Here is a 20,354-nt window from a genome sequence, read left to right as displayed (position 1 = left end):
CCGTGCCAATTTAGGCAAGATAAGGCTAAAACATCAACTCCAATTTTCAAGTCGGGAAGATGCCGGAATACTTCTCAGTTTGGTCAGTTTTCCCGTCGTTGGAATCCGACTGGTTTGCCGGATTAACGCTCGTCATTGGCCGGTTTTTCAGATAGCAAGGATTCGTTTCGATTCCTTGGCGATATGAGCACAAATTTCACCGAGATCCGAGGAAAAGGCTGACATCATGACCACACCCAAGAATCAATGCCCTGAAATTCGGACTCGTTCCGGCGCGGCCAGGCAGGGAACCGGAGTCTTGATTTCCGGGCTGTCGAGAACATGCCTGTTGGTTCTGTTTTTTGTGCTGCTTGCCGTGCCGCCGTTTTCCCACGAGGTCGAGGCGGAGACATGGACAGACAGGCATTCGCTGACCGATCAGCTTTTGGCCACCATCCTCCAGACCGCGCCTACGGGCATCGGGATGGTGGAAGGCCGGGTGATCTCCAGCGTCAACGATTATGTTTTGGAGCTGACCGGCTACAGCCGGGAGGAGCTGATCGGCCAAAGCGCACGGATGCTCTACCCCACGCAGGAGGACTACGACTTCGTGGGTCGGGAAAAGTATCGCCAGATTTCCGAAAAAGGCACGGGGTCCGTGGAAACCCGCTGGTTGCGCAAAGACGGGGCCGTCCTGGACGTCATCCTCTCTTCGACCCCCTTGAACTCCGAAGACCTGTCCGCCGGGGTGACCTTTACCGTCCTGGACATCACGCAGCGCAGACAGTCCGAGGAGCGGTTCGCCAAGGCCTTTCACTCCAGTCCGGCGCCGCTGGTCATTTCGGATATCGAGACCGGCCTGTTTCTGGACGTCAATGAGCGCTGGAACGAGATGCTCGGGTATGCCAGGGAGGAGCTGATCGGTAAAACGTCCAAGGAGGTCGGCATCTGGGCCGATCCGGCGGACCGGGATCGCATCGTGGCCAAGATAGCGGAGCAGGGGTACTTCAAGGACGAGCCGATCCAGTTCATGACCAAGGCCGGAGAACCCAGATACGCCTTGTGGTCCGCCGAAGTCGTCCTTCTGGACGGACGCCGGGTGATGCTGTCCCTGATCCTTGACGAAACCGAGCGCAAGCTGGCTGAGGCGGCTTTATCCGCCAGGACCCGTATTTTTCTGGGCGTGCTGACGGTCTTTACCGTGGTGCTTCTGGCGCTGGTCCTGCAGATGGCCTGGAATATCCGCCAGCGGGAAAAGATGACCCAGGCCCTGCAGGCCAGCGAGGAAAACCTCGCCACAACCCTGCATTCCATCGGAGACGGCGTGATCGCAACGGATCCGCGAGGCCTGGTGACCAACATGAATCAGGTCGCGGAAAAGCTCTGCGGCTGGACCTTGGACGAGGCCAAAGGCAAGCCGTTGAATGAAGTGTTCCGCATCGTCAACTCTCGGACCCGGGAGATCGTGGATAATCCCGTACATCAGGTGATTGATTTCGGCCGGATCGTGGGGTTGGCCAATCACACACTGCTGCTTTCCAGGGGCGGCGTGGAATACCAGATCGCCGACAGCGCGGCCCCCATCCGCGATCGCCAGGGACGCATCTCCGGCGTGGTGCTGGTGTTTCGGGACGTGACGGATGAGTATGCCGCTGAAGAGCGGTTGCGGCAAAGCGAGCAGCGCTTCCAGGCGTTTATGGATGAAACCCCGGTGTACGCCTATATCAAGGATGAAAGCCTCGCGCATGTTTACAAAAACAGGCGCGTAGCGGAGCTCATGAACGGCTTCGTCAGCCTGGCGGGCGGAGACTCGGCGAGGGCGCTTTTCGATTCCGCGACCTCTGATTTGCTTGAGAAGGCGGATGAGCGGATTCTCTCCGGGGAGCTGGACAGGGTTGAGCTGGAGTACGCGGCCCACATTGGTGAAAAGCAACGTTGGCTGAACGACGTCAAATTCGCTCTGGTCCTGGCCGACGGACGGAGAGCGGTGGGCGGATTGGCGTACGATATCACCGAGCGCAAGCAGGCCGAGGCGGAGCGGGAAAAAATGCAGGCCCAACTGCTTCAGGCGCAAAAGATGGAGTCCGTGGGTATTCTGGCCGGGGGAGTGGCCCACGACTTCAATAATCTGCTTCAGACCCTGGGGGGCAATATCGAGCTGTTGCTCGCGGGCAAGCCCGACGATCATCCGGACGTCGTCCGTCTGAGGGCGGCGCTGAAATCCACCGAGCGGGCCGCCCAGTTGGTCAGGCAATTGCTTTTGTTCAGCCGTAAGGAGGAATCATGCCGGGTGCCCGTGGACCTGAACCGGGAAGTGGAAGGCGTGGCGGGCATGCTGCGGCGGACCATCCCCAAGATGGTCGCCGTGGAGACGCGCCTTGATCCCGAGCTTTGGTCGCTTTTGGCCGATCCGGTGCAGATCGAACAAGTGTTGCTCAATCTGGCGAACAACGCGGTGGACGCCATGCCGGACGGAGGAACGTTTCTCATCGAAACCAACAACGTGGTTCTTGACGAAGGATTTGTCCGGATGCATCCCGGCTCTGAACCCGGCTCTCATGTGCTGCTGTCCGTCACGGATACGGGCCACGGCATGGACAAGAAAACCCTGATTCACGTCTTCGATCCCTTTTTCACCACCAAGACCGTGGGCAAAGGGACCGGGCTGGGTTTGGCCTCGGTGTACGGCATCGTCAAGAACCACGGTGGTTCCATCCAGTGCTACAGCGAACCAGGACAGGGAACGGTGTTCAAAATCTATCTGCCCGCGGCGCATGGACATGCGCCGGAAGAGATGGCTGAGCCAAAAAAAACGCTCCCTGAAGGCCACGGTGAAGAGAAAACCATCCTGGTGGTGGACGATGAGTCGGAAATCCGGGCTTTGACACGGGAAGTCCTGGAAGTGCTGGGGTACAAGGTGAAAAACGCGGCCAGCGGGGAAGAAGCCCTGGAAGCATACCTCCAGGAGGGGGAGAAGATTGATTTGGTGCTGTTGGACCTGAATATGCCCGGCATGGGTGGGTACAGATGCCTGCAAGAACTGCTGCGCGTCGACCCGCTGGTCAAAGTGGTGATTGCCAGCGGTTATTCCGCGGAAGGACAGGGACGACAATCTTTGTCCGCCGGTGCCAAGGGCTTTCTCGGCAAGCCGTATCAATTGCGGGATTTGGAGACCGTGCTCCGGGAGGTGCTGGGGCGGTGAGGAACGATGTTTCGTTTGAATTGCTGAGCATGTTGCATTTTGGACCGATCTTTCAAGGTCATTCTTCGTAGCCTGAGCCATGAGCATTCCCAAGGAACCTCTTCCGGCCCTGGTGGTATTATCCCTGTTCAGCGCCCGCTGGGACGTTTTCTGGCCGGGATTGCGATCCGATCTGGAGGCGTACCTCGGTCCGCTGGAAAGCGTGGGGGAGCCGCTGCCGTTTACGGCAACGACGTATTACCAGGAGGAGTTTGGAGCGCCCTTGGAGCGCCGGTTGCTCGGGTTTGCCCAGGTTGTCCCACAGGATCGGTTGCGGGAGATCAAGTTGTGGGCCCATGAACTGGAGCAGCGTCATGTCCGGGACGGCAACCGCTTGTTTAACTTGGACCCGGGGCTGTTGACCCAGGAGCGATTCGTGCTGGCCACGGGCAAGAACTTCACCCATCGCGTCTATCTCGGCCAAGGCGTCTTTGCCGACCTGACACTGATTTTTCAAGGCGGACAGTGGCGCTCTTTGCCCTGGACCTTCCGGGACTACGCCGATCCGGCCCTGCAAGCCCAATTGACCGCACTGCGCCATGGCTACCGGGTGAAGCTGGGCGTTTGTCCCGGCTGACCGGGAGGCGTCGGGCGAGTACATTGACAGCGGTCGTCTTCCGGGAGAAAACGTCCTTTTTTCATCAAAACGCGTAACTACTCAGTAAATCCTGAGTTGAGCTTATTTCCGACGCTGGATTCCCGCCTTCGCGGGAATGACGTGTTTTCCATGCCGCCTCCCAATCAGTCATACCCGCGAAGGCGGGTATCCAGGCCGTATTTCCTCGGATGAGCTGAATAGTTACCAAAACGCAAGGCGGGACACGGTATATGCACGAGATTCGCAAAGCCGCTATCGAGCGGACGACCAAGGAAACATCCATCAAGCTGGAGCTGGTTCTGGACGGTTCCGGAGCAACCCATATTCAGACCGGCGTCGGCTTCGCCGATCACATGCTGCATCTTTTGGCCTTTTGGGCGGACTTCGACCTGAACCTGACCTGCGCCGGGGATCTGCACATTGACGCGCACCACAGCCTGGAAGACGTAGGCCTGGCCCTGGGCAAGGCTCTCTCGGACGCCCTGGGGGACAAGGTCGGGATCGTCCGACTGGGCTCCGCGGTGGTGCCCATGGACGAGGCCTTGGTGGAAGTCGTGGTGGACCTCTCGGGCAGGCCGTATCTGGTGTACGCCGACGACCCTCTGCCTGCTCTGATCGCCGGAGAGGAAAAGGACGTCTGGCGGGAGTTTTTCAAGTCCCTGGCCCAGGAAGCCCGCATGAATCTGCATGTTCAGTATCGCTACGGCCGCAACGGCCACCATCTCGTGGAAGGGGCGTTCAAGGCTCTTGGCATGGCCCTGCGTCAAGCCGTATCCAGGACTCGTACCGGTGTGCCGAGCACCAAAGGAAGTTGTTGATATGTTGAGTCGTTTTTCATTAATTCCATATCTGTGCTGCATGATTCTGCTTCTGACCGGATGCGCTCCCAAGCCCGCCGGGACACCGTTACCCTCCCAGGACACGGTGGGAGTGGCCGGGTTCCACCAGCCCCACCAGGGGTGGCAGATGCTTTCCAGCACCCGCGCGGACAAATCCGTCACCCTGTCGCCGGAACTGTTGGAAGAGTTGGACGGCATGCTGGCCGACCTGCTGCGGGCCAAGGAGGATCGGCCCTTTCTCGGGACCGAGGCCACCAGGCAGTGCCAGGAGCTGGTTCTGTCCAGAATGGGCGCGGAGCAGGCCGGTGTCTCCGGGCTGCGCTATTGGATGGAAGTCGGCCAATGCGTTCAGACCGATTATCTCTTGATTCCCCAGGTGCTGGAGTGGAAGGAGCGAGAGGGCGGTGAGTGGGGCGTGACCGAGCCGGGCATGGTCGTGATGGAGCTGACCCTGCTGGACATCCAGAACAGGTACGTCGCGGCTCGTTTCCAGTACGACGAACGGCAGCGCTCCCTGAGCGAAGACCTGTTGCAGGCCGACAAATTTTTTCGGCGCGGTGGAAAGTGGCTGCCCGCCAAGGAGCTGATCCGCGACGGGCTGCGTGAAGGATTGCGGGAGATGGGCTTATGATTCTTTTTCCCGCGGTTGATATCAAGAACGGGCAATGCGTCAGACTGCGCCAGGGCCGGGCGGACGACGTCACGGTTTTTTCTCCGGACCCGGCGGCCATGGCGCGGCACTGGGCGGACCTGGGCGCGGCTTGGCTGCATCTGGTGGATCTGGACGGCGCGTTTGACGGTTTGCCGGTAAATTTTGAACTGATCAAGCGGATTTGCGCCGAGGTTTCGATCCCGGTGCAGCTCGGCGGCGGGATTCGCGACCTGACGACCGCGCAGCGCTACCTGGAAGCCGGGGTACGGCGGCTGATCATCGGCACCATGGCCTTGGAAGAGCCCGAAGCCTTCGGGGAACTCTGCGCGGCCTTGCCGGGGCGAATCGGCGTGTCCCTGGACGCGGTGGACGGGATGCTGAAGACCAAAGGCTGGGTGGCGGACAGCGGTCTGACCGTGGAGCAGGTTCTGCCTCGTTTGGAAGAGCAGGGCGCGGCCTTCATCATCTATACGGACATCAGTCGGGACGGGATGCACAGCGGCGTGAACCTTCCGGCCATGGAGCAGCTCGTCCGGAGTACCGACATCCCGGTCATCGCCGCGGGCGGGGTGACCAAATTGGAAGATGTTCAGGCACTGTTCCCGCTGTCGAATCAAGGACTGGAAGGGATCATCACCGGTCGGGCCATCTACGAGGGCACCCTGGATTTTCCGGAAGCCCTGGCCTGGATCGCGGGGCGGAAGGCAAATGACGAAAATGCACAAGGAGGTGCGAGATGACGACGATCAAGGTGACGGGCATGTCTTGCCAGCACTGCGTGAACGCGGTGACCAAGGCGCTGAACGGTATCGAGGGGATTCAGGATGTCCAGGTTTTTCTGGACAAGGGCGAGGCCCAATTTACGGAAGCCAAGCCGGTCTCCAGGGATGTCATCCGGGAGGCGTTGCAGAAGGCCGGGCACGACCTGGGATAGCGGACTGTTGAAAATCCCAGCTGGTTGCGTTGCCGCAAAAAGCTCAAACCCTCACGTATGACATAATACGCTTCGGGCTTGAGCTTTTTTTTGCGCCTTACCATCGAGGTTTTTGAACAGCCGCGGAAGTTGCCATGCGTTGCATTTTTCGCTGGTTGTCGGTAACGGAAAATGCAAACGGTCATCGGGTGATTGTCGCCCACGGCCCTTTGTCTCTCACAGTTTCAAAGGAGGTAAGTGGTATGCAACGTGTTTTCAAAGGCATTCTCGGTGTTTGGCTCGTCGCCATGGTGCTGTGCCTGGCTCTCAACTCTTCCGCGGTCGAGGCCCAGACCAAGGTCAACATCAATGAAGCTCCCATCGAGTTGTTGCAGACATTGCCGGGGATCGGACCCGCTTTGGCGCAGCGCATCATTGAATATCGCGAGCAGACCCCTTTTGAAGCCGTCGAAGACATCAAGAAGGTGAGCGGGATAGGGGATGCGACTTTTGAGAAGATGAAGGATTATCTCACGGTGGAATGAGTTTTGCTCCGCGCGTCGTACGCGGCGCGGAACGAAAAAAAAAGCCCGGGCAATGGTTCATTGCCCGGGCTTTTTTGATGCGTTTGCGCTTGTTCGTGATCAGCCGGCAAAGGCTTTTTCGAAATTCGGCACGACCTGTTTCTTACGGCTCATCACGCCGTCCAGCCAGACCTTGTGGCCTTCGGGGGCCTTGCCGAAGGCTTTCTGGACAACGGAAGGATCATCGGAGGCGATGAGCATTTCCGAGCCTTCCTTCATGATGTCGGTGAGCAGCAGGAAGACGCTGTGGTTGCCCTTCTCGGCCTTGACCTTCTGGATGTCCTCGTACAGGGCGTCCTTGACGCCGTCCAGCAGGGACAGGTCCACGACCTCCAACTGGCCGATGCCGACTTTGGTGCCGCTCATGCTGAAGTCCTTGTAGTCCCGGAAGACCAACTCCCGGATCGGGGTGCCTTCAACCGCGGACTTGACCTTGAACATCTCCAGGCCCAGGGCCTTGGTGTCGGCCACGCCGGCGATCTTGGCCAGGGCGTCCGCGACTTCGACGTCCTTGGGGGTGCAGGTGGCGGACTTGAAGATGACCGTGTCGCTGACAATGGCGCAGAGCATGATTCCGGCGATGCTCTTGGGAATTTCCACGCCGTGGAAGTCGTACATGGCTTTGATCACGGTACAGGTGCAGCCTACCGGCCAGATCCAGGCTTCGATGGGGTTGGGGGTGGTGACGTCGCCCAGCTTGTGGTGGTCCACGACGCCCAGGATTTCAGCCTTGCCCAGGTTGTCCAGGCTTTGGGCGAGGTCGGAGTGGTCGACCAGGAAGATCTGCTTGCCTTCGGCGTCCGTGACGATTTCCGGAGCACCGACGCCGAACTTGTTCAGCACGAACTTGGTTTCCGGATTGAGTTCGCCCTGGGCGGCCGGCTTGGCTTCCACGCCGAGCTTGCTCTTCAGGTCCGCCAAGGCGATCGCCGCGCAAACCGAGTCGCTATCGGGACTCTTGTGTCCTACAACATAAACAGCCATTCATGACCTCCTCTGTTACATTTTCATGGTGATTCGGAACCGTTGTCGTTATCCTCAAAAAAAGCTTGTGCATAATAGCACAAAGGTTCGGCGCTGCCAAGGGGTTGCGTCGTCTCACCGATACAAGGCGTTCATGATGCCCTGGGCGATGTCGTCGATATCCAGGACTTCATCCGCCAAACCGGCGTCCACGATGGCCTTGGGCATGCCGTACACCACGCAGCTGGCGTCGTCCTGGGCCAGAATATAGCCGTTTTTTTGCTTGAGCTGCCTGATGCCTTCCAGACCGTCGCTGCCCATGCCGGTGAGGATCACGCCGACCCCGCGCTTGCCCACGCCCTGGGCCACGGAGGCGATGAGCACGTTGGCCGAGGGTTTGTACAGGGCTTCCTTGGGCTCGGGGCTGACCAGCAGGTCGATCCGGCTTACTTTCTGATCGATGGACAGGTGCTGCCCCCCTGGGGCGACAAAGGCCACGCCTGCCTGGACCCGATCTCCGGCTTCGGCTTCCTTGACCTTGATTTGGCAGACGGCGTCCAAGCGCTTGGCGAAAGGACCGGTGAAAGCCTGGGGCATGTGCTGGGCGATGAGGATGCAGGCCGGGAAATTCGCCGGAAGTTTGGACAGGACCTTTTGAATGGCCGGCGGGCCGCCGGTGGACACGCCGATGGCCACGACGTCCCGGGACTGCGGGCCCTTTTTGGACACGCCCTCCAGGGAAGGCTTTTCCACCGTCGGCGCGGCGACCATCCCGATCCTGCGCGGCGCGCGAGGGGCTCGGATTTTGCGCTTGGCCACGATTTTGACCTTGGAGCGCAAGTCGTTCTCGATTTTGACGATGTCCAGGGAGACCCGGGAGAGCTGCTTGGGAATGAAGTCCACGGCCCCGAGTTCCATGGCCTTCAGGGTCGCTTCGGCGCCTTCGGTGGTCAGGGAGCTGACCATGATCACGGGCCGGGGCATTTCCATCATGATGTGCCGCAGGGCGGTCAGCCCGTCCATGCGCGGCATTTCGATGTCCATGGTGATCACGTCCGGCTGGAGCTGGCGGGCCTTGTCCAGCCCTTCGGATCCGTCCCGGGCCGTACCCACGACCTGGATTTCCGGGTCGCCGTCCAGCATGGTGCTCAGGGCCTTGCGCATGAAGGCGGAATCGTCAACGACAAGTACTTTGATCATTGGGCGTCTCTACTGAGTCAGATTAAAATCATCTGATTCATTGAAAATTGGTGATTGAAGGTTGAGGCAAAAACACTGCGTCGCGTCGGGTGAGAGGATAACGGAAATCGGTCATGCGTCGGCGGCGTCCTGGAACTCCACATGGCCGGTGACGTTGACCTGGCGTAGGTTCTTAAAGTCCGGCTTTTCGACTTCTTCCAGCCATACCTTGACCAGATCGTCCTCCCATTGTTGACCAGCGCCTTCGAGCAGGATTTCCCGGACCACGTTCAAAGGCAAGGCCTTGCGGTAGGCCCGGTCCGAGGTCATGGCCTCAAAGGAGTCCACGACGCTGAGGATGCGGGCCAGAAAGGGAATTTCTTCCTGTTGCAGGCCCAGGGGGTATCCTGAGCCGTCCACTCGTTCATGGTGGTAGAAGATGATCGGCAGAATGGTGCCGAACGAGCTCACCTGATTCAAAATTGCCCGTCCCAGTTCGGGATGACGCTGCATCACCGAGAACTCTTCGGAGGTCAGTTTGGAGGGTTTGTTCAGAATGACGTCCGGAATCCCGATTTTGCCGATATCGTGCAGAATTCCTCCGGTGTACAACAGGTGAAGATCTTCCTTGGGCAACCCCAGTCGGTTGCCGAGGTGCGTCGCGTAGATGGCGACCCGTTCGGAATGGCCTCGCGTATAAACGTCCTTGGCTTCCACGGCCTGGGCAAAGGAGCGGATGACCTCCAGGTTCATGTCCCAGAGCTGTCCGTAGAGCCGGGCGTTTTCAAAGGCCGAGGCGGTGTGGGCGGCGAAGACGTTCAGCAGCTGGGAATGCTCGCGGGTGAAGTCCGGCTTGTCGGTGTTTCGCAGCAGCACGATGGAACCGACGCTCTTCATGCGCGTCGGCATGGCCGCCGCCATGATGGAGGTGATGGAGGTGTCCGGAGGGGGGCCTTCGGTGCTCAACTGGGGAGGCCCTTTTTTGTTCAAGAGGATCAGTTCCGGCAGTTGTTGGCGAAACACCCGCTCACCGAGAAGCTTGACCCAGGTCCCGAGTTGCGGGTTGTTGCGCAACAGGCTTCCGCGCATAGCTTTGGATTGGAGCCCGCCGTTGTCCTGGAGAAAAAGCACCACCCCGTCCGGATTGAAGTTTTTTTGCACCTGGGACAAAAATTCGTTGGTCAACGACTTCATGTCCAGCTTGGTGTTCATGGCCTGGCTGAGGTTCTGAACCCGAACGATATTGCTCAGTTTCTTGCGGTCTTCACGGTTGCGCCGGATTTGCAGAATACGTTCAACCTTGAGCAGCAGGTGGCTGATGTTGAACGGCTTGGGCAGGTAGTCCGCTGCTCCGAGACGGATGCTCTCCACCGCCGTTTCAATGCTCCCGAAGCCGGTCATGATCAAAAAATCGGCCTCGGAGTGGCCGTCCTTGAGCTTTTTCAAAAGCTCAAGGCCGCTCATTGCCGGCATTCGCAGGTCACTGATGACGATATCCAACCCTGGTAAATGGTTCAGCATTCGCAGGGCGGATGGTCCGTCATGGGCGACATGGACGGTGAACCCGGCTTCAGTCAACGCTTCCTTGCAGATGTCGAGCAGGCTTTGTTCGTCGTCGACAATCAGGATGCTCGCTCTGGGTTCCTCATTTACAACCATAGGTATCCTCAATCATGCTTGGCTGACCGCCTTGGGCGGTGATTAACGGATATATTCAGTGCATGCACGGCACTTTGCCTGATGGAGCAAGACAAGGTCAAGGGGGAAAAAGCCGTGTTACGGCTTGCATGTGTACCTCTAGATCCACCCGACATTAGAAACGGAAACGCTGAAAAGATCAGACGAAAAGATACCCCTTGCATTCCGTCGAAAAATGGGTATGAATGCCTCTTTTACGGGATGTGGCTCAGCTTGGTAGAGCGCAGCGTTCGGGACGCTGAGGCCGGAGGTTCGAATCCTCTCATCCCGACCAGAAAAATCAAGGGGTTGCGGACATTATGTCGGCAACCCCTTTTTGTTTTGCTACCCTATTGCTACCCTAATGAATTTTAATAAGCCTTGGTCAGCCACGCCAAGAGTTTTTTGCCCACCCTGTGATGCCATGCCTTTTCAACAGAAAAATGCCGCTTGTGGAATCCGACCCTGTACACGGACAAACATCGTTTGGGGATCACACCGTCCGCGGTTCAGAGGCAGGGCAGGATTTTTCACGCGACGACAACCATAAATCGATGACCCTGCCGGGAAGCCATGGCTTCTCGGGCAACTATGAGGGCGCAAAAAAGCCCCTCGCGCCTGCCAAGGATCGAGGGGCTTATCTGTCCATGGCTCCAAGCCATGAATCAGTGAGGTGATGTGTCTGCTACCCGTGTGCGGGAGTCTGGGGCAATGTGCTGGAGTGAACAGGGCCGGTTGCGGCCTTCGACCGTGCATGTCGCGCACGTCGCTCCTGCCGTGCGCGTTCCTCGGCTATGAGTTTCGCGGCGTGAGCTTCAATCCTTTTCCGCGCTTCGGGGGAAAATTCCTCTAAAATTTCTTCAAGGGTCCTTGACATGGTCGCCCTCCAATTTGACCAAGTGTTTCTGGTAACGCTGATCTGCCACTTGGATGAGGTCTTTGTAAAAACGCTTCTGGTTCACCCCGCGCTTGTCGGCTCCTACCAGCAGAACGGCCTTGCGTTGCGGATCGAAAGCAAAGGCAATTCGCCAAACTCCACTTTCCCAATCGAAACGCAGCTCCTTCATGTTCGGGAAGGTTGAGCCCTTGAGCGTATCCACCAGGGGCCGCCCGACAACTGGCCCAAGCTCTCGAAGAAACTTCGTGTGGGCGGCGATTGATTCCCGTAAACCTTCCGGCATAGCCTCGAAGTCTTTAACGAACTCTTCACAGAATATGACCGACCAGGGCATGGTCAACTCTTTCATAAGGAGGCCGGGCCGGTCAAGCGTCGGTCAAGTCTAAGCAATACTCGACCCGCCTTGAGCACGGAGATCCACGCAGCGATTCAGTGGCGATGATCCTGCCAGGAGGTTTGCACGTTCAGGTGGGCGCTCTGCTCGTCTGGGGCCACCTGGCTTGTCACTGAGGCAAAGGACATCCGCCCAGTAAAGCTAATGCGACCATCGCACAGCCATCTGGCAGGATGCTTACAGACACGCCCGGAGGGGGTCAAAATTGGACGCCGATGGTGGGTCATTTTTCGATGCTGTTTGACAACTGCTTCATTCAAACCTGGAGATGAACCCTGCCTGGTTCAGTCAGACCGTCGATCCGTCCCAAGCAGGCTAAACCAGACACACTTTTTTTTAAATGGTTTGAGAGAACATAATCGCCCCGCGGCCAGTGGGACTCGGCATTGCCTTTCGATCCTGATCCGGTTACGAGAAATCGTCAGGGTGAATGTGGGAGTGAGAGGTTGCAAGACGGATAGTGAAAGGTCATGGACCAGGAACATCGTAGCTCGCCTCGAGTGGACGTGGAGCCGGATTTCAGCGTTCTGCGCATGACTGATGGGCGACGGGTCATGGCTATTGTTTACGATATCAGCCGGGTCGGTGTACTGGTGGATCTTTCCCAGAATGAAGGGCGACACGAATTGGCATCCGTGGGCGAACGGATCGAATTTCTGGCTGTTCCGGAGTACTTGCGGTTCGCGCTTCAGGGCGTCGACGGACGGATCGTTCGTCGGGATGGTTCGTGTTGGGGCGTTGAGTTCACTGAGCCCCTGGCATTGGAGCAGCCGGAAATCGACCGCTTGCAAGAGCACCTTGAAATCCCGGTCGGTCCCGAGTGGAGCAAATTTTAGCACTTAAAAACTCCCGTTTTCCGCGTCGCCGCAAAATGTTCAAACTCTCACCTATCTAATCATCCCCCATCCATCCATGCATCATCGCCGCATCGTCTTTCTGTCGCCCCGTTTTCCCTGGTGGGGTTGGATACTATTGCTGCCCTTAGCCGTGTTGGGTGTGTTTCTCGGCGCGGTTTTTTTCATGGTGTTCATCGCCTTCGTGGTCACCGCCGGTCTGGTCATGTGGATTCGGTGGAAGTGGATGTGCTACAAAATGGGCGCGGGAAAAGGCGGTCCGAGCGTACATCGGGAATTCCAGGCTCGACGGGAATATGATTGTGAAATCAGACGGCTGGATGACCCAAGAGACGGACCGAAAGGGTGATCATCGACGCTGAGGAAGTTTTTTATTGAACACCTGAACCTCCAACCCCCTTCATCATGAAAGACCGGTACAACAAACTCTATCCGATTTCCTGGGATCAACTGCATCGTGACTCCAAGGCCCTGGCCTGGAGGCTGCTGGATCTGGGACCGTGGCAAGGCGTCGTGGCCATCACCCGTGGCGGGCTCGTGCCGGCGGCGGTCATTGCCAGGGAACTGGAGATCCGGGTCATCGATACGGTCTGTGTTTCCAGCTACGCGTGGCAGGACCAGGGCCAGTGCTCCGTGCTGAAGCGTTTCCAGCCCCTGGCTCAGGACGTGGCGGCCAAGACCCTGATCATCGACGATCTGGTGGACACCGGGCGGACGGCCAAGATCGTTCGGGAGATGCTGCCCGAGGCCCATTTTGCAACGGTTTACGCCAAGCCGGCCGGGCGGCCCATGGTGGACACCTTCATCACCGAGGTCAGCCAGGATACCTGGATACTCTTTCCCTGGGATTCCGAAGCCCGGTTCGTGGAGCCCCTGGCGGATCAGAAGGGGAAATGATCCGAATGAATGCGGACAGTTGGGCGATCATTGAAATCATGATAACCCTCATAAAACCTTAACCTGAAGTCTGGAGGATGCGAGTATGAAGCGAGGCGTGATTGGGATTATGACGGCGGTTTTGGTGGCCCTGGCCCTGCTGATGGGGTCCGGCGTCGCGGCGGCCAAGGAGATCAAGGCTGGATTCATCTATGTTTCGCCGGTGGGCGACGCGGGCTGGTCCAAGGCCCATGACGACGGCCGGAAGGCCATCGAGGCCCTGGACGGCGTGGAGACGACGTTTGTGGAGTCCGTGTCCGAGGGTCCGGATTCGGAGCGGGTGCTGACGCAAATGGCCCGACGCGGGCACAACCTGATTTTCGCCACCAGCTTCGGGTTCATGGATTCCGTGCTCAAGGTCGCGGCCCAGCATCCGGAAGTGGTGTTCATGCACTGTTCCGGATACAAGCAGGCCGAGAACGTGGGCACCTACTTCGGGCGGATGTATCAGCCGCGTTATCTCGCCGGCATGGTGGCCGGGGCCATGACCGAGTCCAACATCCTGGGCTACGTGGCCGCGTTCCCCATTCCCGAGGTCATTCGTGGAATCAACGCCTTCACCCTGGGTGCTCAGGCCGTGAACCCGGACGTTCAGGTGCGCGTGGTCTGGAGCTCCACCTGGTATGATCCGGCTTTGGAAAAAGAGGCGGCCAACAGTCTTTTAGACGTGGGCGCGGATGTAATCGCCATGCACCAGGATTCTCCCGGTCCTCAGGTTGCGGCGGAAGAACGGGGTGTTTACTCCGTGGGTTACAACACGGACATGAGCGCTTTCGCGCCCAAGGCTCACCTGACCGCCCCGATCTGGAACTGGGCCGAAGTGTACAAGGCCATCGTCCAGCAGGTCCAGGACGGAACCTGGACCAGCGAGTCCATTTGGTGGGGATTGGATCGCGGCCTGGTGGACCTGGCGCCTTTCGGTCCCATGGTGCCCCAGGACGTTCAGGACAAGGTCCTGGCCAAGAAGGAAGAAATCCGCTCCGGGGCAACGGACGTTTTTGTCGGCCCGGTGCTGGACCAGCAGGGCGAGGTCCGGATTGCCGAAGGCGTCCGGGCCACGGACGAGGAAATGCTGTCCATGGATTGGTTCGTGCAGGGAGTCGTAGGGTCCACCCGATAACAGTTCGTTGAACTGTTTGGAGAAGGTTTCTTCACTTCGATGTGGCAACGCGGCTGACTCTCATGCATCGCCATCTACAGCATCACATGTACTGGTTGTCGGCATGCGCCTGATTCGCGTCGTTAAAAGGACCGAACCCCTGGGATGGGGTTCGGTCCTTGTTTTTTTCGCGGCCCTGGCCTTATCCCTGGCCCTGGCCTGCGCGGCCCTGGCCGTGCAGGGCGTGGCCCCTTTGCGGGCTCTGGGGCTGCTGTGGGAAGGCGGCTTCGGCAGCGTCTGGTCCCTGGAGGATTCCCTGCGCAAGGCCATTCCCATTTACCTGTGCGCCCTGGGAGTCTCCTTCACCTTCCGGATGCAGATCTGGAACATCGGGGCCGAGGGCCAGTTTGCTCTGGGAGCCATTGGCGCGGCCTGGGCCGTGCTGACTTTCCCTCATCTACCCGCCCCGGTGCTGCTGCCGTTGATGATGCTTTGCGCCGGAACGGCCGGAGCCTTGTGGGCCCTGATTCCGGCCTTTACCAAGGTCCGGCTGGGGGTCAACGAGATCATCTCCACCCTGATGCTGAACTACATCGGGATTCTTTTCCTGAATTATCTGGTCTACGGGCCCTGGAAAGACCCGGCGGGCCGAAACTTTCCCATGACCATGGAATACCCGTCCGCGGCCCAGATTGGGATGCTCGGCGGAACCCGGCTGCACTGGGGCTTGGTGCTCTGCGTGGTGCTCAGCGTTCTGGCCTGGCTGTTCCTGAACAAGACCCGGCTGGGCTATGAAATCCGGGCCAGCGGCGAGAGCCTGCGCGCGGCCCGCTACGCCTTCATGCCCTACGGGTTCCTGGTTTTTCTGGTCATGGGCATTTGCGGGATGATGGCCGGCTGGGCCGGGTTCGTGGAGACCTCGGCCGTGGCCCACCGCCTTCAGCCCAGCATCCTGGTGGGATATGGGTACACGGCCATCGTGGTGGCCTGGGTGGCCCGGCTGAAAATCTGGCCCATGGCTCTGGCTGCGTTCCTGCTGGCCGGGCTGCGGGTGGGCGTGGAGGTCTTGCAGTTGGAGCTGAGGGTTCCGGCGGCCTTTGGTCACATTTTGGAAGGCTTGGTACTGCTTACCGTGCTGGCCGGGCAGTTCTTTCACCATTACCGGTTGTGGCTGAACCTGCCCGGCGAGGCCGGCGGCAAGGGAGGGAGCCATGCCCATTGAACTGCTCATTCCGCTGCTGGCCGCTGCCGTGCAGTCCGGGACCCCGATTCTTTACGCCACCCTGGGCGAGATGATTACGGAGAGGTCCGGGGTGCTCAATCTGGGCGTGGAAGGGATGATGATGGTTGGGGCGTTGTCCGCGTTTTGGATCAGCCTGGTCACGGGCAGCCCGTGGTTGGGATTCCTGATGGGCGGAGTCTGCGCCTCGATGCTGGCCGCGGTGCATGCCCTGGTTTGCCTGGGCTTTCAGGGCAACCAGGTGGTTTCCGGGCTGGCTCTGACCATTTTCGGCGCGGGCTTGGCCAATTACCTGGGCACGCCGTTGGTGGGAACCCAGGGGATTGGTTTTTCGAAGTTTTCCCTGCCCGTGCTGGCGGACATTCCGGTGCTGGGGCCGATCCTGTTTTCCCATGACGTGCTGGTCTACCTGTCCTTCGGCCTGCCGGTGCTGATCTGGGCCTTTTTCCGGCATACCCGACTGGGCCTGCACCTGCGTTCCGTGGGGGAGAACCCCGTGGCCGCGGCCACGGCCGGGCTGAACGTGGTCGGCCTGCGCTGGCTGGGAGTGACCCTGGGCGGCTTTCTGGTGGGCCTTGGAGGAGCGTACCTCTCCCTGGCCTACATCCACCTCTGGACCAACGGCCTGACCGCGGGCCGGGGCTGGATCGCCGTGGCCCTGGTCATCTTTTCCTTCTGGCGCCCGGGCCGAGCCGTGTTCGGGGCTTATCTCTTCGGCGGAGTGATGGCCTTTCAGCTCCGCTTGCAGGCCATGGGCACGGACATTCCCTCCTCGATCCTGATGATGCTTCCCTACGCCCTGACCATCCTGGTGCTCATCGCCTCGACCATGACCGGTCGCGGCGGCGAGGCGCCCGCGGCCTTGGGCGTGAACATGGAACCTGAAGAGTAGCAGTCCGTTGAAAAATTCCCAATTGCCGCGTCGTTGCAAAAAAAACAAGCTCTCACGTATCAATAAATACGCTTCGACCTTGATTTTTTTTTTGCTCCTTGCACTTGGGGTTTTTGAACGAACTGCTGGATAAGGACTTATTCATCCTAGGATTAGCGCATGACCCAGGTTGACTCATCCCTTGGCGCACTTTCCGACGTCGCGCTTGATCCGTCCTCCGGTACGGCGACCGGTCCTCTATCCGACGTTCCCTTGATCCGTCTGGAAGGGCTTTCCAAGTCCTTCGGCCCGGTGCGGGCCAACCACGACATCAGCTTCGAAATCCGGCCTGGTCGGATTCTGGCCTTGCTGGGCGAAAACGGGGCCGGGAAGAGCACTTTGATGAGCATGCTTGCCGGACGGCTCAAGCCGGACGCAGGCCGGATATTTCTGCGCGGCGAAGAGATGCGCTTTGATTCGTCCAAGGACTCCATCGCCGCGGGAATCGGTATGGTCTATCAGAACTTCATGCTGGTGAACCGGATGACCGTGGCCGAGAACGTGCTCCTGGGCCAGGAGAGGCGGTTCTGGATCTCCCCCAAAGTCATGGAGCGTGAAGTGGGCGAGCTTGCCCGGCGCTTCAATCTGCCCATCGATCCAGGGGCCGGGATCTGGGAACTGTCCATGGGTGAGCGGCAGCTGGTGGAGATTCTCAAACTGCTGTACCGCCAAAGCCAGGTGCTGATCTTCGACGAACCCACGGCAGTACTGACCCCTGTGGAAGCCGCGCACCTGTTCGAGGCCCTGGAAAACATGGCCAGGCAGGGCAAGTCGATCATCTTCATCAGCCACAAGCTGGAGGAGGTCATTGCCGTGGCCGATGAGGTGGCCGTGTTGCGCCGCGGCGAACTGGTGGGGCACTGGGACGCGAAGGAAATCCAGTCTAAGGAAGAGTTGGCCAATCGGATGATCGGGCGCACGGTGTCCCTGGACATCGAAAAAGCATGCTGCACGCCCGGAGAACCCGTCCTGCGGGTCGAACACCTCACCGGCCCGCGCCTGGACGACGTCAGCCTGGTAGTCCGCCAAGGCGAGATCATGGCCCTGGTGGGGGTGGCCGGCAACGGCCAGAAGGAACTGGTGGAAACCGTGGCTGGACTGCGGCCGCCGGGAGCCGGGCGGGTGGAGATTCTGGGCGCGGACTGGAAGTCCTTTTTCGCCAACCCTGCCTGGAAGGAGTCCCTGAGCTATATTCCCGAGGATCGCCTGGGAGTGGCCGTGTGTCGGGAAATGACCCTGACGGAAAATTTTTTGCTGACCACCCGCCAGGGCTTCTGCCGGGGCCCCTGGCTACGCCGTAAGCTGGCCCGGAAAACCGTGGTTGAGAAGGTCGCGGAATTCAACGTCCAGCCGGGCCGCCCGGACATGCTCGCCGGCCGGCTGTCCGGCGGCAATCTTCAAAAGCTGGTCCTGGCCCGGGAATTCTTCCGCGCTTCCCGGCTGATCGTGGCCGAGCAACCCACCCAAGGGCTGGACATCTCCTCCACTGAAGAGGTCTGGCAACAACTGCTTCAGGCCCGGGACCACGCCGGAATCCTTCTGGTCACCGGAGACCTGCGCGAAGCCATGACCCTGGCCGACCGGATAGCCGTGATCTTCCGGGGCAAGATCATGGACGACTTCCCGGTGGACGACCAGGAGCGGATGAAGCGGATCGGGCTGCTGATGGCCGGGTCGGGGTAGATTTTCCTTGCATGATGAGGCCACCGAACCCCCAAGGGTGGGTCGGCAATCATCGAAATCGAAATCGTGATCGAAATCGATTTTTGACAACTTTCCGATTTCGATAGCGATTTCGATTTCGATACCGATCCAGAGCGCCAGTGGTTCGAGAACAAAATACCCTGACCCGGCATCCGGCAGATTTGACTTGCATTTTCCCTCGTGGTAGCGGTTTCAAACTTAAAATTTTGTAATTTATTGTTTTTTCGTTCCCCCAGCCTGTAGGAGTCCTCAGTGAAGTCCGACTTCAAGGAAAATCTCAAAGAGGTCGTCCTGGCCGTGCTGCCCATCTCCGTGGTGGTCATTCTGCTTCAGGTCTTTCTCGTTCATCTGCCCTGGGAGGTGTTCGCGCGGTTTCTCATCGGCGCGGCCATGGTCCTGGCCGGTTTGTTGCTGTTTCTCCAGGGGGTCAAGGTTGGACTATTGCCCATGGGCGAGGCCGTGGGTAGTGAACTACCCAAGCATGGCTCGATGATCTTCATGCTTTTTTTCGCCTTTATCCTCGGGTTCGTCGTGACCGTGGCCGAGCCGGATGTAAGAGTGCTTGCCCATCAGGTGGATATTGTTTCCGACGGGATGATCACCAGCAACCTGCTGATTATCACCGTGGCCATCGGGGTGGCGTTCTTCGTGGCCCTGGCCATGCTGCGCATCGTGCTGCGCGTGCCCATCGCCTGGCTGTACGGGGTCAGCTACCTGTTGATCATCGTTCTTTCCTTCATCGCGCCCGCTTCTTTCGTGCCCATTGCCTTTGACGCCGGAGGCGTGACCACCGGTCCGGTGACCGTGCCGTTCATCCTGGCTCTGGGGTTGGGCGCCGTGGCGGTCATGGGCGGACGGTCCTCCTTTTCCGACGGTTTCGGGTTGGTGGGGCTCGCTTCCATCGGGCCGGTGATCGGCGTGATGATTTTGGGGATGATTTACGGATGAATACGATTCTGGCCTTTCTGGATTTCAGCCACGTCTCGCTGGAAGTGTTGCAGGCCCTGGCTCCGCTGGTGGCTTTTTTTCTGTTTTTCCAACTTGTCTACCTCAAGCTGCCCCGGGCGTTCGTGGTGAACATGATCAAGGGGGTGGTGCTGTGCGTCATGGGATTGATTTTATTCCTGCAAGGCGTCCAGGTGGGGTTCATGCCCGTGGGCACGGCCATGGGGGAGATTCTCGGAGCCATGGACACGACCTGGCCGCTGATCCTGATCGGTTTTATGCTGGGCTTGGTGGCCACCATCGCCGAACCTGCGGTGCACATTCTGAGTTACGAGGTGGAAAAGGCCTCGGCGGGCAGCATTCGCGAGAAGACCATTCTCGCGACCCTGTCCCTCGGGGTGGCCTTGTTCGTGGCCTTGGGCATGGCCAAGATCATCTACGGCGTGCCCATCCATTATATTCTCGTGCCGGGATACCTCCTGGCCCTGGTGCTGATGCGTTTTTGCGACCCGACCTTCGTCGCCATCGCCTTTGACGCCGGAGGGGTCGCCACCGGTCCCATGACCGTGACCTTCGTGCTTGCCGTGGCCCTGGGCATCGCCACGGCGATGGAAGGCCGCGATCCCGTCCTGGACGGCTTCGGCCTGATTGCCCTGGTGGCCATGGCCCCGATTCTTTCGGTCATGGTCCTTGGATTGATCGTCACTTCCGTGAAGAAAAGGAGTTGA

At 59.2% G+C, this 20,354-nt stretch carries 20 protein-coding genes and 1 tRNA gene; 17 read left to right on the top strand and 4 right to left on the bottom strand.

What is annotated here, in order from left to right:
- The first annotated feature begins 226 nt into the window (after nt 1-226).
- The 7 genes from GY33_RS19500 to GY33_RS0101235 all read left to right on the top strand — a co-directional run bounded on the left by GY33_RS19500 (nt 227) and on the right by GY33_RS0101235 (nt 6,767).
- Entirely contained in the window at nt 227-3,181 is a 2,955-nt protein-coding gene (locus GY33_RS19500) for a hybrid sensor histidine kinase/response regulator (RefSeq protein ID WP_051822167.1), read from the top strand.
- 79 nt (nt 3,182-3,260) lie between these two features.
- Nucleotides 3,261-3,797, top strand: a complete 537-nt coding sequence (locus GY33_RS0101260; RefSeq protein WP_031385595.1) for a DUF4416 family protein — start codon at nt 3,261-3,263, stop codon at nt 3,795-3,797.
- A gap of 251 nt (nt 3,798-4,048) precedes the next feature.
- Nucleotides 4,049-4,636 carry an imidazoleglycerol-phosphate dehydratase HisB gene (gene hisB / locus GY33_RS0101255; RefSeq protein WP_031385594.1) on the top strand — a complete coding sequence of 196 codons (588 nt, stop codon included), beginning with the start codon at nt 4,049-4,051 and terminating at the stop codon, nt 4,634-4,636.
- Between the two features lies 1 nt (nt 4,637).
- Nucleotides 4,638-5,288 (top strand): hypothetical protein, encoded by a 651-nt coding sequence (locus GY33_RS0101250; RefSeq protein WP_051822166.1) that lies wholly within the window; start codon nt 4,638-4,640, stop codon nt 5,286-5,288.
- Nucleotides 5,285-6,049 (top strand): 1-(5-phosphoribosyl)-5-[(5-phosphoribosylamino)methylideneamino]imidazole-4-carboxamide isomerase, encoded by a 765-nt coding sequence (gene hisA, locus GY33_RS0101245; RefSeq protein ID WP_031385592.1) that lies wholly within the window; start codon nt 5,285-5,287, stop codon nt 6,047-6,049. Before GY33_RS0101250 ends, hisA begins: the two co-directional genes overlap by 4 nt.
- Nucleotides 6,046-6,243: a heavy-metal-associated domain-containing protein gene (locus tag GY33_RS0101240; protein WP_031385591.1), complete on the top strand. Its 198-nt coding sequence runs from the start codon at nt 6,046-6,048 to the stop codon at nt 6,241-6,243. The genes hisA and GY33_RS0101240 overlap by 4 nt, the downstream gene beginning before the upstream one ends.
- A gap of 242 nt (nt 6,244-6,485) precedes the next feature.
- The gene (locus GY33_RS0101235; protein ID WP_031385590.1) at nt 6,486-6,767 is read left to right on the top strand and encodes a ComEA family DNA-binding protein; all 282 of its coding nucleotides are present in this window, start codon (nt 6,486-6,488) and stop codon (nt 6,765-6,767) included.
- Between the two features lie 99 nt (nt 6,768-6,866).
- Here the strand turns inward: GY33_RS0101235 and GY33_RS0101230 are convergent, their stop codons facing one another.
- The 3 genes from GY33_RS0101230 to GY33_RS0101220 all read right to left on the bottom strand — a co-directional run bounded on the left by GY33_RS0101230 (nt 6,867) and on the right by GY33_RS0101220 (nt 10,607).
- Nucleotides 6,867-7,790, bottom strand: coding sequence for a manganese-dependent inorganic pyrophosphatase (locus GY33_RS0101230; protein ID WP_031385589.1), 924 nt, complete (start codon nt 7,788-7,790; stop codon nt 6,867-6,869).
- Between the two features lie 114 nt (nt 7,791-7,904).
- Nucleotides 7,905-8,969, bottom strand: coding sequence for a protein-glutamate methylesterase/protein-glutamine glutaminase (locus GY33_RS0101225; protein WP_031385588.1), 1,065 nt, complete (start codon nt 8,967-8,969; stop codon nt 7,905-7,907).
- Between the two features lie 111 nt (nt 8,970-9,080).
- The gene (locus GY33_RS0101220; protein ID WP_051822165.1) at nt 9,081-10,607 is read right to left on the bottom strand and encodes an HD domain-containing phosphohydrolase; all 1,527 of its coding nucleotides are present in this window, start codon (nt 10,605-10,607) and stop codon (nt 9,081-9,083) included.
- A 236-nt stretch (nt 10,608-10,843) separates the two neighbouring features.
- Between GY33_RS0101220 and GY33_RS0101215 the strand changes: the two genes are divergently transcribed.
- Nucleotides 10,844-10,920 (top strand) — tRNA-Pro (locus GY33_RS0101215).
- Between the two features lie 565 nt (nt 10,921-11,485).
- On the opposite strand, the gene GY33_RS0101210 is transcribed toward GY33_RS0101215, so the two are convergent.
- Entirely contained in the window at nt 11,486-11,857 is a 372-nt protein-coding gene (locus GY33_RS0101210; protein ID WP_031385586.1) for a type II toxin-antitoxin system RelE/ParE family toxin, read from the bottom strand.
- Between the two features lie 530 nt (nt 11,858-12,387).
- Between GY33_RS0101210 and GY33_RS0101205 the strand changes: the two genes are divergently transcribed.
- The 9 genes from GY33_RS0101205 to GY33_RS0101165 all read left to right on the top strand — a co-directional run bounded on the left by GY33_RS0101205 (nt 12,388) and on the right by GY33_RS0101165 (nt 20,354).
- Nucleotides 12,388-12,753 carry a PilZ domain-containing protein gene (locus GY33_RS0101205; protein ID WP_084184709.1) on the top strand — a complete coding sequence of 122 codons (366 nt, stop codon included), beginning with the start codon at nt 12,388-12,390 and terminating at the stop codon, nt 12,751-12,753.
- A gap of 76 nt (nt 12,754-12,829) precedes the next feature.
- Nucleotides 12,830-13,120: a hypothetical protein gene (locus GY33_RS0101200; RefSeq protein WP_152555014.1), complete on the top strand. Its 291-nt coding sequence runs from the start codon at nt 12,830-12,832 to the stop codon at nt 13,118-13,120.
- A gap of 56 nt (nt 13,121-13,176) precedes the next feature.
- Complete coding sequence (gpt, locus tag GY33_RS0101195; RefSeq protein ID WP_031385583.1) at nt 13,177-13,668, top strand: xanthine phosphoribosyltransferase; 492 nt, start codon at nt 13,177-13,179, stop codon at nt 13,666-13,668.
- Nucleotides 13,669-13,777: 109 nt separating this feature from the next.
- The gene (locus GY33_RS0101190; protein ID WP_235185428.1) at nt 13,778-14,827 is read left to right on the top strand and encodes a BMP family ABC transporter substrate-binding protein; all 1,050 of its coding nucleotides are present in this window, start codon (nt 13,778-13,780) and stop codon (nt 14,825-14,827) included.
- Nucleotides 14,828-14,930: 103 nt separating this feature from the next.
- Complete coding sequence (locus tag GY33_RS0101185) at nt 14,931-16,028, top strand: ABC transporter permease (RefSeq protein ID WP_051822164.1); 1,098 nt, start codon at nt 14,931-14,933, stop codon at nt 16,026-16,028.
- Nucleotides 16,018-16,938: an ABC transporter permease gene (locus GY33_RS0101180; RefSeq protein WP_031385580.1), complete on the top strand. Its 921-nt coding sequence runs from the start codon at nt 16,018-16,020 to the stop codon at nt 16,936-16,938. Before GY33_RS0101185 ends, GY33_RS0101180 begins: the two co-directional genes overlap by 11 nt.
- A gap of 159 nt (nt 16,939-17,097) precedes the next feature.
- Nucleotides 17,098-18,660, top strand: coding sequence for an ABC transporter ATP-binding protein (locus GY33_RS0101175; RefSeq protein WP_084184708.1), 1,563 nt, complete (start codon nt 17,098-17,100; stop codon nt 18,658-18,660).
- A 273-nt stretch (nt 18,661-18,933) separates the two neighbouring features.
- Complete coding sequence (locus tag GY33_RS0101170; RefSeq protein ID WP_031385578.1) at nt 18,934-19,629, top strand: DUF1538 domain-containing protein; 696 nt, start codon at nt 18,934-18,936, stop codon at nt 19,627-19,629.
- Nucleotides 19,626-20,354: a DUF1538 domain-containing protein gene (locus GY33_RS0101165; RefSeq protein ID WP_031385577.1), complete on the top strand. Its 729-nt coding sequence runs from the start codon at nt 19,626-19,628 to the stop codon at nt 20,352-20,354. The genes GY33_RS0101170 and GY33_RS0101165 overlap by 4 nt, the downstream gene beginning before the upstream one ends.

Source organism: Desulfonatronum thiodismutans (assembly GCF_000717475.1).
Taxonomy (GTDB): Bacteria; Desulfobacterota; Desulfovibrionia; order Desulfovibrionales; family Desulfonatronaceae; genus Desulfonatronum; species Desulfonatronum thiodismutans.
Note: the sequence above shows the minus strand (reverse complement) of the source record. Positions and strands in the feature narration are given on the sequence as shown.

Bases quoted from the DNA above. Each gene is read 5' to 3' on its own strand.
- GY33_RS19500 (WP_051822167.1), top strand. From the start codon at position 227: ATGACCACACCCAAGAATCAATGCCCTGAAATTCGGACTCGTTCCGGC.
- GY33_RS0101260 (WP_031385595.1), top strand. From the start codon at position 3,261: ATGAGCATTCCCAAGGAACCTCTTCCGGCCCTGGTGGTATTATCCCTG.
- hisB (WP_031385594.1), top strand. From the start codon at position 4,049: ATGCACGAGATTCGCAAAGCCGCTATCGAGCGGACGACCAAGGAAACA.
- GY33_RS0101250 (WP_051822166.1), top strand. From the start codon at position 4,638: ATGTTGAGTCGTTTTTCATTAATTCCATATCTGTGCTGCATGATTCTG.
- hisA (WP_031385592.1), top strand. From the start codon at position 5,285: ATGATTCTTTTTCCCGCGGTTGATATCAAGAACGGGCAATGCGTCAGA.
- GY33_RS0101240 (WP_031385591.1), top strand. From the start codon at position 6,046: ATGACGACGATCAAGGTGACGGGCATGTCTTGCCAGCACTGCGTGAAC.
- GY33_RS0101235 (WP_031385590.1), top strand. From the start codon at position 6,486: ATGCAACGTGTTTTCAAAGGCATTCTCGGTGTTTGGCTCGTCGCCATG.
- GY33_RS0101230 (WP_031385589.1), bottom strand. From the start codon at position 7,790: ATGGCTGTTTATGTTGTAGGACACAAGAGTCCCGATAGCGACTCGGTT.
- GY33_RS0101225 (WP_031385588.1), bottom strand. From the start codon at position 8,969: ATGATCAAAGTACTTGTCGTTGACGATTCCGCCTTCATGCGCAAGGCC.
- GY33_RS0101220 (WP_051822165.1), bottom strand. From the start codon at position 10,607: ATGGTTGTAAATGAGGAACCCAGAGCGAGCATCCTGATTGTCGACGAC.
- GY33_RS0101210 (WP_031385586.1), bottom strand. From the start codon at position 11,857: ATGCCCTGGTCGGTCATATTCTGTGAAGAGTTCGTTAAAGACTTCGAG.
- GY33_RS0101205 (WP_084184709.1), top strand. From the start codon at position 12,388: ATGGACCAGGAACATCGTAGCTCGCCTCGAGTGGACGTGGAGCCGGAT.
- GY33_RS0101200 (WP_152555014.1), top strand. From the start codon at position 12,830: ATGCATCATCGCCGCATCGTCTTTCTGTCGCCCCGTTTTCCCTGGTGG.
- gpt (WP_031385583.1), top strand. From the start codon at position 13,177: ATGAAAGACCGGTACAACAAACTCTATCCGATTTCCTGGGATCAACTG.
- GY33_RS0101190 (WP_235185428.1), top strand. From the start codon at position 13,778: ATGACGGCGGTTTTGGTGGCCCTGGCCCTGCTGATGGGGTCCGGCGTC.
- GY33_RS0101185 (WP_051822164.1), top strand. From the start codon at position 14,931: ATGCGCCTGATTCGCGTCGTTAAAAGGACCGAACCCCTGGGATGGGGT.
- GY33_RS0101180 (WP_031385580.1), top strand. From the start codon at position 16,018: ATGCCCATTGAACTGCTCATTCCGCTGCTGGCCGCTGCCGTGCAGTCC.
- GY33_RS0101175 (WP_084184708.1), top strand. From the start codon at position 17,098: ATGACCCAGGTTGACTCATCCCTTGGCGCACTTTCCGACGTCGCGCTT.
- GY33_RS0101165 (WP_031385577.1), top strand. From the start codon at position 19,626: ATGAATACGATTCTGGCCTTTCTGGATTTCAGCCACGTCTCGCTGGAA.